We start from the raw sequence: 12,124 nt of genomic DNA, 5'->3' as shown, positions 1-12,124 counted from the left end.
TTAGGGGACCGATTTGATACATCCAGGCAGTGGCTGACGGCCAGGGCGGACCTGAACAGTGATCGAGAGCGCCGCGAACCCCCGGGCCAGACGCTCATCCCGCGGGACTTCCCGCGGGACTTCCCGGGGACTTTTCGGGGACTTCCACGTCTGTCCCAGGGACATTCCGGGGACTTTCCGCCGCGTGAGCAGGGAAGGCCCTGACAGCACTGAAAGACACGACCACGCTGGTCAGAGCCCTCCCCTCAGCACTCGATGATGTTCACCGCCAGCCCACCCCGAGCCGTCTCCTTGTACTTGACGCTCATGTCCGCCCCCGTCTCCTTCATCGTCTTGATGACCTTGTCGAGGGACACCTTGTGGGAGCCGTCGCCGCGCATGGCCATGCGGGCCGCTGTGACGGCCTTGACCGCGGCCATGCCGTTGCGTTCGATGCAGGGGATCTGGACGAGGCCGCCGACGGGGTCGCAGGTGAGGCCGAGGTTGTGTTCCATGCCGATCTCGGCGGCGTTCTCGACCTGTTCGGGGCTGCCGCCGAGGACTTCGGCGAGGGCGCCGGCCGCCATGGAGCAGGCGGAGCCGACCTCGCCCTGGCAGCCGACCTCGGCGCCGGAGATGGAGGCGTTCTCCTTGAAGAGCATGCCGATGGCGCCGGCGGCGAGGAGGAAGCGGACGACGCCGTCCTCGTCGGCGCCGGGGACGAAGTTGATGTAGTAGTGGAGGACGGCCGGGATGATGCCTGCCGCGCCGTTCGTGGGGGCCGTCACGACTCGGCCACCGGCCGCGTTCTCCTCGTTCACCGCCATCGCGTAGAGCGTGATCCACTCCATGGAGCGGGCCAGCGGGTCGCCCTCCGCGCGGAGTTGACGGGCGGACATGGCGGCGCGGCGACGTACGCGCAGGCCGCCGGGGAGGATGCCTTCGCGGGACATGCCGCGGGAGACGCAGGCCTGCATCACCTGCCAGATGTCGAGGAGTCCGGAGCGGATCTCGTCCTCGGTGCGCCAGGCGTGTTCGTTCTCCAGCATCAGCGCGGAGATCGACAGGCCGGTCTCCTTCGTCAGGCGCAGTAGCTCGTCGCCCGTGCGGAAGGGGTATTTGAGGGTCGTGTCGTCGAGTTTGATGCGGTCCGCGCCGACCGCCTCCTCGTCGACGACGAAGCCGCCGCCGACCGAGTAGTACGTCTTCGACAGCAGTTCGGCGCCCGAGGAGTCGTACGCCCAGAGCGTCATGCCGTTCGCGTGGTACGGCAGCGTCTTGAGGCGGTGCAGGATCAGGTCGTCGTCGAAGGAGAAGCCGACCTCGTGCTCGCCGAGCAGGTTGATGCGGCCGGAGGACTTGATCTGCTCGACCCGGTTGTCGGCTCCCTCCACGTCCACCGTCCGGGGTGAGGCGCCCTCCAGGCCCAACAGCACCGCCTTGGGCGTCCCGTGGCCGTGGCCGGTCGCGCCCAGGGAGCCGTACAGCTCCACGCGGGTCGAGGCGACGTCCGTGAGGAGGTCCTCGTTCCGCAGCCGGCGGGCGAACATACGGGCCGCGCGCATCGGGCCGACGGTGTGGGAGCTGGACGGGCCGATGCCGATCGAGAACAGGTCGAAGACCGAAATGGCCACGGTGACTCCTCAGAACGGGGGAGGGTTGTGCGGGGGGGTGGGCACCGCGCTCACTGCCCAGTGTGCGCGGTGCCCCGAAAAAGCGGGACTACGTACCGGTGACGTCCGGGTTACTTCCCGAGCCCGAGCCCGAGCCGGGTTACTTCCCGAGTCCGACCCCGAGCCCGGGGTACAGCGGGTGCTTGTCGGCCAGCGCCTTGACCCGGGTCTTCAGGGACTCGGCGTCGTACGAGGGCTTGAGCGCCTCGGCGATGACGTCCGCGACCTCGGTGAAGTCCTCGGCGGTGAAACCGCGGGTGGCGAGGGCGGGGGTGCCGATGCGCAGACCCGACGTCACCATCGGCGGACGGGGGTCGTTGGGGACCGCGTTGCGGTTGACCGTGATGCCGACCTCGTGGAGGCGGTCCTCGGCCTGCTGCCCGTCCAGGTCGGACTCGCGCAGGTCGACGAGGAGCAGGTGCACGTCCGTACCGCCGGACAGCACGTTCACGCCGGCCTCGCGGGCGTCGGGGGCCGTCAGCCGCTCGGCGAGGATCCGCGCGCCCTCGACCGTACGGTGCTGGCGCTCCTTGAACTCCTCCGAGGCCGCCACCTTGAACGAGACGGCCTTCGCCGCGATCACGTGCTCCAGCGGGCCGCCCTGGAAGCCGGGGAAGACGGACGAGTTCAGCTTCTTCGCGAAGCTCTGCCTGGCGAGGATGATGCCGCCGCGGGGGCCGCCCAGCGTCTTGTGGGTCGTGGAGGTGACCACGTCCGCGTACTCGACGGGGTTGGGGTGCAGGCCCGCCGCGACGAGGCCCGCGAAGTGGGCCATGTCCACCCAGAGGTACGCCTCGACGGCGTCCGCGATGCGGCGGAACTCCGCGAAGTCCAGCTGGCGCGGGTACGCCGACCAGCCCGCGATGATCACCTTCGGGCGGTGCTCCTTGGCGAGGCGCTCGACCTCGGCCATGTCCACGAGACCGGCGTCGTCGACGTGGTAGGCGACGACGTTGAACTGCTTGCCGGAGAAGTTCAGGCGCATGCCGTGGGTGAGGTGCCCGCCGTGCGCGAGGTCCAGGCCGAGGATCGTGTCGCCGGGCTGGGCCAGCGCGAACAGGGCGGCCTGGTTGGCGGAGGCGCCCGAGTGGGGCTGGACGTTGGCGTATTCGGCGCCGAACAGCTCCTTCACCCGGTCGATGGCGATCTGTTCGGTGACGTCGACGTGCTCGCAGCCGCCGTAGTAGCGGCGGCCGGGGTAGCCCTCGGCGTATTTGTTGGTGAGGACGGAGCCCTGGGCCTCCATGACGGCGACGGGGGCGAAGTTCTCCGAGGCGATCATTTCCAGGGTGGACTGCTGGCGGTTCAGCTCGGCGTCGACGGCGGCGGCGACATCCGGGTCCAGCTCGTGCAGGGGCGTGTTCAGGAGCGACATTCGTACGACCTCGTCTTCGTCTTCTCAGCCGGCGGTGTGGGCGGAGTACTCGTCGGCGGAGAGCAGATCGTCCGGCTCGTCCGCGACGCGTACCTTGAACAGCCAGCCGCCCTCGAACGGCGCGGTGTTCACCAGCGACGGGTCGTTGACCACGTCCTCGTTGATCTCGGTGATCTCACCGCCGACCGGCGAGTACAGGTCGCTGACGGACTTCGTGGACTCCAGTTCGCCACAGGTCTCGCCCGCGGTCACCGTGGAGCCCACCTCGGGGAGCTGGGCGTAGACGACATCGCCGAGCGCGTTCGCCGCGAACTCCGTGATGCCGACCGTCGAGACGCCGTCCTCGGCGCCCGACAGCCACTCGTGCTCCTTGCTGTAACGCAGCTGCTGGGGGTTGCTCATGACCTGAATTCTCCTGTACGCGGGGGAGCGATGATGAATGGGGGACTACGGAAACCAGATGTGACCAGCGGGAATGTGCCCGGTGTCACAGCGGGCCGGACCACTCGGCCCGGACCACTCGGCCCGGACCACGACGCCGACGGGCGCACCGGTCCGGGTGGCTCAGTCTCGCCGCTTCCGGCTACTTCTCGCGCCTGTAGAACGGCAGCGCCACGACCTCGTACGGCTCGTGGCTCCCCCGGATGTCCACGCCGACCCCGGCCGTGCCCGGCGCCGAGTGCGCGGCGTCGACGTACGCCATGGCGATCGGCTTGCCGAGGGTGGGGGAGGGGGCGCCGGAGGTGACCTCGCCGATCACCTCGCCGTCGGCGACGACCCGGTATCCGGCGCGCGGCACCCGGCGGCCCTCGGCGACCAGTCCGACGAGGACGCGCGGCGGGGCCGAGGCGGCGCGCTCGGCGGCGGCCTCGAGAGCCGTACGGCCGACGAAGTCGCCCTCCTTCTCGAACTTCACGACCCGCCCGAGCCCGGCGTCGAAGGGCGTCAGCGCGGTGGACAGCTCGTGCCCGTACAGCGGCATGCCCGCCTCCAGGCGCAGCGTGTCCCGGCAGGACAGACCGCAGGGCGTCAGGCCGACGCCCTCGCCCGCCTTGGTCAGCGCCTGCCACAGTTCGACGGCGTGCTCCGGCTTCACGAACAGCTCGAAGCCGTCCTCGCCGGTGTAGCCGGTGCGGGCGATCAGCGCGGGGACACCGGCGACCGTGCCGGGCAGGCCCGCGTAGTACTTCAGGCCGTCGAGGTCGGCGTCCGTGAGCGCCTTGACGATCCCGGGCGACTCGGGCCCCTGGACGGCGAGCAGCGCGTACGCGTCCCGGTCGTCCCGCACCTCGGCGTCGAACCCGGCTCCACGCTCGACGAGCGCGTCCAGCACCACCTGGGCGTTGGAGGCGTTGGCGACGACCATGTACTCGGACTCGGCGAGCCGGTAGACGATCAGGTCGTCGAGGATTCCGCCGTCCTCGCTGCAGATCATGGTGTAGCGGGCGCGGCCGGTCCGCACGCCGCCGATGTTGCCGACGAGCGCGTGGTCGAGGAGGGCCGCGGCCTGCGGGCCGGTGACGGTGATCTCGCCCATGTGGGAGAGGTCGAACAGGCCGGCCGCGGTGCGTACGGCGTGGTGCTCGTCGCGTTCGGAGCCGTAGCGCAGGGGCATGTCCCAGCCTGCGAAGTCGGTCATCGTCGCGCCGAGCGAGCGATGCACGGCATCGAGCGCGGTGAGGCGAAGGGGGCTACTGCTCATCGGTTCTGCTCCCAGGGCATGACAGGTCGGGTCGTTCCTCCCCTTCTGTCATCGGAACCTGAGAGGTTCACCACGACCGTACGTACTGGTGGTCGTGACTTGCACCTTGGGTGGGACCGTCACCTCTTCGGGAGATCGGAAGATCGGAAGAGAGGTGCGGCCCGCTTTTCAGATGTGCCTCGCCCGCGCGGTATCTGGGCCTGAGAGATTCAAGGGAGGGAATTGCTCCTTCGGCGCCCCGGTGAGCGCTTCGTCGAAGCACTGCTGGGAGCTCTCCCGCGCGGATTCAAGCGGCCTGTATGCAGTTGGCGCGCACATCATCGCACGCATCGGCGCGCCACGGCAGGGGGACCTTTCACACGTGGGGACAGACACTTCGGTGAGGTACGACGACACAGAGACGAGACACAGGGGCGCCACACAGAGACGAGACACAGCGGTCCGTAGCACTCTTGTGGCAATACGAGGACTGAACCAGGAGAGATCGGGCATTACCTTCTCTTTACAGTCTGTGGGGATGGGACCTCTCATACCCCTGGGGAGGACGACACGGTGAACAGGACCACGGCGTACGCGACGACCTCGGGCATCGCGCTGCCCAAGCAGCCCGCGGCCCCGGCCGGTGATGCGTGCGGCCCGTTCCCGAGGGCGGTCGTCCGCGACCTCAGGGAGCGCGCCGGACGGAGCCCGCACGGACTGTCCTTCGGACCGGACGACATCGTCGTGGTCACGGGGCTCCCCGGCAGCGGCAAGTCGACCCTGATGCGGCGCACGGTGCCCGGCATCCGGATCGACTCCCAGGACACCCGGGACCGCTTCGACGCCCGCCTCGCCCGCTTCCTGCCGTACGGGCTCTACCGGCCCCTCGTGCGCCTCGCCCACTACGCGGGGCTGCGGCGGGCGCTGCGCTCCGGGGAGGGCGTCGTCGTGCACGACTGCGGGACGCAGGCGTGGGTGCGGGGCTGGCTGGCGCGGGAGGCGCGGCGCCGCGGGGGCACACTGCACCTGCTGCTGCTCGACGTCACCGCCGACGAGGCCCGTGACGGCCAGCGGGAGCGGGGGCGCGGGGTGTCCCGGTACGCCTTCGCCCGGCACCGGGGCGCGATGAACCGGCTGCTGCGGGCGGTGGAGAAGGGGACGCTGCCGCAGGGGTGCGGGGCCGCCGTGCTGGTGGACCGGGCCGCGGCGGACGTCCTGAAGCGGATCGACTTCGTGGGCTGAAACGGAGCGAGCCAGGGTGCCTCCCTTTGCCAGCCGGTGGCGTTAAGGTGCAGGGACAACAGCATCACGGAGCAAAGCGGTAGGCAGCAGATGGACTTCCCGGCGGACTTTCCGGCACAGGCGCACCCCCAAGGGCACGGCGGGTGGCCCGGCAATGAGCTGGAGGAGGTGCTGTCCGCCTCGATCGGGGTGCCCTCGGCGGGCGCCCGGCTGGTGGAGGTGCTGGCCCGCAGCTTCGTCTGGGTGCCGCTGCCCGAGGGCGGCGGCCCGCACAGCGGCCAGCTCGACCTCCCCACGATGGAGTTCGACGGCCAGGCGTACGTGCCGGTCTTCAGCTCCGAGGAACAGTTCCGTCAGGTCGTCGGCAACCACATGTCGTACACGATCGCGCCCGCCGTCGAGTTCGCGCGCGGCCTGCCCCCGCAGATCGGCCTCGCCCTGAACCCGGACGGTGTGGTGGGCATGCCGCTGCCGCCGCCCGCCGTGGCCGAGCTGTGCCGGGCCGCCCGCCCCCAGTTGGACGGATCGGCGAGCGGAGCCAGGGTCCGGTTGTTCGAGCCGGACTGGCAGGACGATCCGGTGGACTTCCTCGCGGCGGCCTCGGCCGAGTTCGCGGGAACCGGAGTCGTCCTCTCCGCCCGCCGCTGCCTCGCCGCCATCGAGACCGCCGAGCCCGTGATGTTCATCGGCGTGGAGCTGGGCTCCTGGGAAGCCGACCGCACCCTCCCCCTCGCCGCCCTGGGCCGGGCCCTGGCCAAGGCGCCGGTCGCCTGGCCGGTGAACATGGTCTTCCTCGACGTCGCCCAGGACCCGGTGGCCGACTGGCTCCGAGAAAAGACCCGCCCCTTCTACCAACAGGGCTACTGACCCACCGCGCCCCGAAGCGGCGCGGGGAACCGCGCGGTCAACCACACACGGCCCGCGGTCCGCAGATCACCGCGAGCCCCGAGCCCTGACCGGCTCAACCCACACACCACCTAAGCTGGTTCCTATAACCAAGGTCCAACACGGAAAGGGCGGCCCACGTGAGCGCGAGCGGCATTGCCACCGGCCAGGTCGAGCACATGCTGCGCCAGGTGACGCCCGGGCGTTACGACGCCTACGAGGCGCTGCTGCGCGCCCTCGCCTCCCCGTCCTCCGGGCAGGTCTGGATGCTGCTCTGGCACGGCCAGGGCGGCTCCCCGGACGCGCAGTACGGGAACATGGAGGTCGACGGGTTCAACTACGCCCCGTGCGTGACCTCCGCCCAGGAGCTCTCCGCCAGTGGCTGGAACCGCAGTTACGAGGTGGTCGACGGCCTCGACGTGGCCCGCACGCTCTACCCCGACCACTACGGCCTCTGGCTGAACCCGCACGCGCCGGGCGGCGGCGTCGGCATCCCCTGGCTCGATCTGCGCCGGATCGCCACGGGCCTGGAGCGGCAGCCCGCCGGCCCGCTCCGGCTGTCCGAGCCGGCCATCGAGATCCCGCAGTTCTACGCCCTGCTCACGCAGAACGCCCACCGCACCCCGGCCCTGCGCTCGCTGCGCCGCGCCTGGGTACAGCCCGCGCTCGGCGCGCCGTACCTGGCCATCGGCCTCGATGTGTACGACACCTCGCCGCCCGCCGTCGACTCGGTGCGCGCGATGATGCAGCAGTCCATCGGCGCGGTCCCGGACGGTCTGCCCGTCTCCACCGTCGCCATGTCCGACGAGTACGACCCGGTCGCCATGTGGCTGCGCGCCGGCGCCCGCCCCTTCTACGACCGCGAGGCCCACGCCACGGCCTCGGCCCAGGCCCCGGCGGCCGGGTACGGCTACCCGGGCCCGCCTTCGTACTGACCCGGTCCGTGCAGTTCACCGCCCCCTTCGCGAGGGTGGTCCAGCTGACGGCCTTCCCGGGCCCTGGGCACGCGCGCCGGGTGATCGAGGTCCTGCCCGGAGGGCGCACCTTACTGCTTCGGTGCTGGGCGGAGCTGCCGCCGTTCGCTCACGCACCGTTTTCCCGCTTCTATTCTGTTTTTTGTCCACCGGGTCCCGATCGGGTGGCGGGGATTTTTCCGTCACCCAATCGGAATTCCTCGGTTCTTATGTGTTCTGGAGCTCAGATCGCCATCACGGCTTGGGCGTGCAGCCGTTCGTGCTCTTGGTCTGGCATTCCGCCCAGTGCATTGAGGAAGTGATGCCGGTCAGCACGCCCATGCTCCCGACGAAGTACTGCTTGCAGTCGCCGCCCTCGCGCCACTTTTCGATGTTGAACTTGCGGTACTCGACCATGGGGCGCGTGTATCCGCGCTTCTTGGGGTCGACGACCATCTTGTTGGTCACCCTGACGCCCTTGGTGACGCTCTTCGTCACCTCGTAGGAGGTCTTGGCCTCGACCTTGCCGATGCCCCAGCTCAAGCTGCCGCCGGCCTCGGCCTTCCAGGTCGACGAGCGAGTGGTGCTCCTCGTTACCGCGATCGACAGTGTGGACTTGGAGGAACTGCTGTTGTACTTGCTGTTCGTCGGGCCCGTGACCTTGTACGTGGGCGAGCCGAACTTCACCACCTTGTAGTAGGTGGAGGGCTGGCACGCCGCCGCGGCGGGCGCTGCGGCCGCCGGAATGATGGCGAAGCTGCCGAGAACGAGAGCGGCGCTGGTTCCTACTGAGTAGAGCGCACGCTTCACGGACGTATTCATTTGCTCCCCGTTTCTGTTTGTTGGCGCTTCCGGTCAATTGGATGCGCTGACAAAGAGGAAATTAGTCACGTGTTGCGGACCCAGCAAGCACATTGCTTGGAAAGCTTGATTCCATCCTCAAAGAATCCTCAAGTTTGCGCTAGTAAATGCTGGGTGGATTATCTGCATACTCTCCGGTCTGCCCGCCTTGTGGCGGGGGGTGAAAGGTAGATGTGGGGGCGATTCGGATGCGCACTCCGGCTTATGTGATGCCAGTCACACGGTGTTCCGTCTGTGGCGTGGAGGAGGGGGTGTCGTCGCCGGGGGGTCGGCGCGGGCGTGAAGGCGTGACGGGCGGTCGGCGCCCCTCCGTGGTCTCTGTGTTACGTCCACATTTCTTCGCGCGTAGATAACGGCGGACAGTCGCGAATGTCAGAGATTTATCCATTACATCCCAACTGCCTCACGTCCGGGAGGCGTTACCCGGTGTTCGGATAGCGGAATCCCCAGTGCCGCATCACGGTTGTGCATACTTTCTTCGCCAGGCCTGGCGGGTGATCGCAGCGACGTTGAAGACTCCCCCAGTCAGACGCGGGATCCTCGGTCCCGTGATCGAGTGAAAGTCGACAAAGCCGTAATCCACGGCGGGTGTAGGCCGGTTACCACCGGCGAGGGGGGGCGGGTCACTGTGACCGCACCGATCGAGACCACTGGGGCGCAGACCGACGCACGGCCCGAGGCCGTGCTCGAAGGTGTCGAGGCCAAGAAGATCGAGGGCCGCTCGCTCGGCCAGATCGCCTGGACCCGCTTCAAGCGCGACAAGGTGGCGGTCGCCGGCGGCGTCATCGTCGTCCTGCTGATCCTGACCGCGGCCCTGTCCCGGCCGTTGCAGTCGCTGCTGGGGCTGGACCCCAACGCCTTCAACCAGGACCTGATCGACCCCAACACCTCGCTGCCCAAGGGCGACTTCGGCGGGATGAGCTGGGACCACCCGCTCGGTGTCGAGCCGAAGTTCGGCCGCGACATCCTCGCCCGCATCCTGGAGGGCTCCTGGGTCTCCCTGGTCGTGGCCTTCGGGGCGACGCTCCTGTCGAACGCCATCGGAGTGGTGCTCGGGCTGGTCGCCGGTTACTACGGCGGCCGGGTCGACACGATCGTCAGCCGGCTGATGGACACCTTCCTGGCGTTCCCGCTGCTGCTCTTCGCCATCGCCATTTCCGCGACGCTCCAGGGCGGCGCCTTCGGTCTCGAAGGGCTGCCGCTGCACATCTCGGTGCTCATCTTCGTCATCGGCTTCTTCAACTGGCCGTACATGGGACGCATCGTGCGCGGTCAGACCCTGGCGCTGCGCGAGCGCGAGTTCATCGACGCCTCACGGGGGATGGGGGCCGGCGGCCCGTACGTCCTCTTCAAGGAGTTGCTGCCCAACCTCGTCGCGCCGATCATCGTCTACTCGACCCTGCTCATCCCGACGAACATCATCTTCGAGGCGTCGCTCAGCTTCCTCGGCGTCGGGATCCAGCCGCCGCAGGCCTCCTGGGGCGGAATGCTCAACCAGGCGGTCGACTTCTTCGAGGTCGACCCGCAGTACATGATCGTTCCCGGCCTCGCGATCTTCATCACGGTGCTGGCCTTCAACCTCCTCGGTGACGGCCTCCGGGACGCCCTCGACCCCCGCAGCCGCTGACGTCTGCGACCGCGGCCCGGTTGTGGCCCGAAGTCCCACTCAACTGTCCAACTACGAAGGGGAAACCGACCATCATGCGAAGGTCAGCAATGGCCGCTGTCGCGGTTGTCAGCAGCGCCGGCTTGCTTCTGTCCGCCTGCAGCAAGGCGGACGACGGCACGGAGGACACTCCCAAGGGCGCCGGCGTCAACGCCGCGACCAAGGGTGTCGTCAACGAGTCCACGGCGAAGGGCGGCACGGTCACCTACGCCAGCTCCGACGCCCCCGAGTCCCTCGACCCGGGCAACATGTACTACGCGTACGGTTTCAACTTCAGCCGCCTCTACGCGCGTCCGCTGATGACGTTCAAGCCCGGCGCCGGCGAGGCGGGCAACGAGCTCGTCCCGGACCTCGCCGAGAGCGCGGGCACGCCCAGCGACGGCGGCAAGACCTGGACGTACAAGATCCGCCAGGGCGTCAAGTACGAGGACGGCACCGCGGTCACCGCCAAGGACGTCAAGTACGCCGTGGAGCGCTCGAACTTCTCGCGTGACGTGCTCTCGCTCGGCCCCAACTACTTCCAGCAGATGCTGGACGACCCGGACAAGTACAAGGGCCCCTACGCGGACAAGAGCGACAAGGGCATCTCGTCCATCGAGACCCCGGACGACCACACGATCGTCTTCAAGCTCAACAAGCCGTTCGCCGAGTTCGACTACCTGGCGAGCATGCCGCAGACGGCTCCGGTGCCGAAGGCCAAGGACACCGGCGTCGACTACACCAAGAAGGTCGTCTCCACCGGCTCGTACAAGTTCGAGAAGTACGACGAGGGCAAGCAGATCGTCCTCACCCGCAACACGGAGTGGGACGCCAAGACGGACCCGCTGCGCAAGCAGTACCCGGACAAGATCGTGGTGAACCTCAAGGTCAACAAGGCCACCATCGACAAGGACGTCATGTCCGGCGACACCATGATCGACATCCAGGGCACCGGTGTCGACGCCCAGACGCAGGCCCAGGTCCTCAAGGACGAGGACCAGAAGGCCAACACGGACAACGCGTCCGGCGGCCGTCTCGTCTACACGGCGATCAACACCAAGGTGGCGCCGTTCGACAACGTCGAGTGCCGCAAGGCCGTCGAGTACGCGATCGACAAGGTCGCCGTGCAGACCGCCATGGGCGGCCCGATCCGCGGTGACATCGCCTCCACCGTCCTGCCCACCGACGTCACGGGCTACGAGAAGGCCGACCTGTACGCCACCCCGGACAGCAAGGGTGACGTCACCAAGGCCAAGGAGCACCTGAAGGCCTGTGGCCAGGAGAAGGGCTTCAAGACCTCCATCTCCGCCCGTACCGACCGTCAGGGCGAGGTCGACGCGGCCACCGCGGTCGTCGAGGCGCTGAAGAAGGTCGGCATCGAGGCCGACATCAAGCAGTACCCGTCGGGCAAGTACTTCTCCGACTACGCGGGTGTGCCGGCGTTCAACAAGAAGAACGACATCGGCCTCATCATGATGCAGTGGGGTTCCGACTGGCCGACCGGCTACGGCTTCCTGCAGCAGATCGTGCACGGCAAGGCCATCGGCCAGTCCGGCAACACCAACCTGTCCGAGCTGGACGACCCCGCGATCAACAAGCTGCTCGACGACGCGATCGGCAACACCGACGAGGCCGCCCGCACCGCGGCGTACACCCAGGTCGACCAGAAGGTCATGGAGCAGGCCGCCATCGTGCCGCTGACCTACTTCAAGGTCCTGCTGTACCGCTCGCCGTACGCCACCAACCTGGTGTCGTCCTCGGCCTTCAGCGGTCAGTACGACTACCTCAACATCGGTACCACGGAAAAGAAGTAGCCCCGGAAGGCAGGTG

Annotated in this window: 10 protein-coding genes and 1 riboswitch; of the genes, 5 read left to right on the top strand and 5 right to left on the bottom strand. The window is 68.4% G+C overall.

Annotated elements, in window-relative coordinates; all coding sequences use genetic code 11:
- Positions 1-245: 245 nt before the first annotated feature.
- From I8N67_RS35100 to gcvT, 4 genes are all read right to left on the bottom strand, one after another.
- On the bottom strand, positions 246-1,613 hold the full coding sequence (locus I8N67_RS35100) for an L-serine ammonia-lyase (RefSeq protein WP_200308336.1): 1,368 nt from the start codon (positions 1,611-1,613) through the stop codon (positions 246-248).
- 139 nt (positions 1,614-1,752) lie between these two features.
- Positions 1,753-3,027, bottom strand: coding sequence for a serine hydroxymethyltransferase (glyA, locus tag I8N67_RS35095; RefSeq protein ID WP_234046773.1), 1,275 nt, complete (start codon positions 3,025-3,027; stop codon positions 1,753-1,755).
- A gap of 24 nt (positions 3,028-3,051) precedes the next feature.
- Complete coding sequence (gene gcvH / locus I8N67_RS35090) at positions 3,052-3,429, bottom strand: glycine cleavage system protein GcvH (protein WP_200308335.1); 378 nt, start codon at positions 3,427-3,429, stop codon at positions 3,052-3,054.
- 181 nt (positions 3,430-3,610) lie between these two features.
- A complete protein-coding gene (gcvT, locus tag I8N67_RS35085) occupies positions 3,611-4,729 on the bottom strand; it encodes a glycine cleavage system aminomethyltransferase GcvT (protein WP_200308334.1) in 1,119 nt (372 codons plus the stop codon).
- Positions 4,730-4,907: 178 nt separating this feature from the next.
- A riboswitch (glycine riboswitch) is annotated at positions 4,908-5,018 on the bottom strand.
- 263 nt (positions 5,019-5,281) lie between these two features.
- Between gcvT and I8N67_RS35080 the strand changes: the two genes are divergently transcribed.
- From I8N67_RS35080 to I8N67_RS35070, 3 genes are all read left to right on the top strand, one after another.
- Entirely contained in the window at positions 5,282-5,950 is a 669-nt protein-coding gene (locus tag I8N67_RS35080; RefSeq protein ID WP_200308333.1) for an AAA family ATPase, read from the top strand.
- 90 nt (positions 5,951-6,040) lie between these two features.
- Complete coding sequence (locus tag I8N67_RS35075) at positions 6,041-6,817, top strand: enhanced serine sensitivity protein SseB (protein WP_200308332.1); 777 nt, start codon at positions 6,041-6,043, stop codon at positions 6,815-6,817.
- Between the two features lie 158 nt (positions 6,818-6,975).
- Positions 6,976-7,770, top strand: coding sequence for an enhanced serine sensitivity protein SseB C-terminal domain-containing protein (locus I8N67_RS35070; RefSeq protein ID WP_200308331.1), 795 nt, complete (start codon positions 6,976-6,978; stop codon positions 7,768-7,770).
- 273 nt (positions 7,771-8,043) lie between these two features.
- Here the strand turns inward: I8N67_RS35070 and I8N67_RS35065 are convergent, their stop codons facing one another.
- Positions 8,044-8,610, bottom strand: coding sequence for a hypothetical protein (locus I8N67_RS35065; RefSeq protein WP_200308330.1), 567 nt, complete (start codon positions 8,608-8,610; stop codon positions 8,044-8,046).
- A gap of 667 nt (positions 8,611-9,277) precedes the next feature.
- On the opposite strand from I8N67_RS35065, the gene I8N67_RS35060 reads away from it, so the two are divergent.
- Positions 9,278-10,276, top strand: coding sequence for an ABC transporter permease (locus tag I8N67_RS35060; protein ID WP_200308329.1), 999 nt, complete (start codon positions 9,278-9,280; stop codon positions 10,274-10,276).
- Positions 10,277-10,350: 74 nt separating this feature from the next.
- Positions 10,351-12,108 (top strand): ABC transporter substrate-binding protein, encoded by a 1,758-nt coding sequence (locus I8N67_RS35055; protein WP_200308328.1) that lies wholly within the window; start codon positions 10,351-10,353, stop codon positions 12,106-12,108.
- Positions 12,109-12,124: the final 16 nt, after the last annotated feature.

This window comes from Streptomyces adelaidensis, assembly GCF_016598475.1.
Taxonomy (GTDB): Bacteria; Actinomycetota; Actinomycetes; order Streptomycetales; family Streptomycetaceae; genus Streptomyces; species Streptomyces adelaidensis.
Note: the sequence above shows the minus strand (reverse complement) of the source record. Positions and strands in the feature narration are given on the sequence as shown.

What these genes read in the sequence shown, in the direction of transcription:
- gcvT (WP_200308334.1), bottom strand. Translation starts at nt 4,729, where the DNA reads ATGAGCAGTAGCCCCCTTCGCCTCACCGCGCTCGATGCCGTGCATCGC.
- I8N67_RS35055 (WP_200308328.1), top strand. Translation starts at nt 10,351, where the DNA reads ATGCGAAGGTCAGCAATGGCCGCTGTCGCGGTTGTCAGCAGCGCCGGC.
- I8N67_RS35075 (WP_200308332.1), top strand. Translation starts at nt 6,041, where the DNA reads ATGGACTTCCCGGCGGACTTTCCGGCACAGGCGCACCCCCAAGGGCAC.
- gcvH (WP_200308335.1), bottom strand. Translation starts at nt 3,429, where the DNA reads ATGAGCAACCCCCAGCAGCTGCGTTACAGCAAGGAGCACGAGTGGCTG.
- I8N67_RS35065 (WP_200308330.1), bottom strand. Translation starts at nt 8,610, where the DNA reads ATGAATACGTCCGTGAAGCGTGCGCTCTACTCAGTAGGAACCAGCGCC.
- glyA (WP_234046773.1), bottom strand. Translation starts at nt 3,027, where the DNA reads ATGTCGCTCCTGAACACGCCCCTGCACGAGCTGGACCCGGATGTCGCC.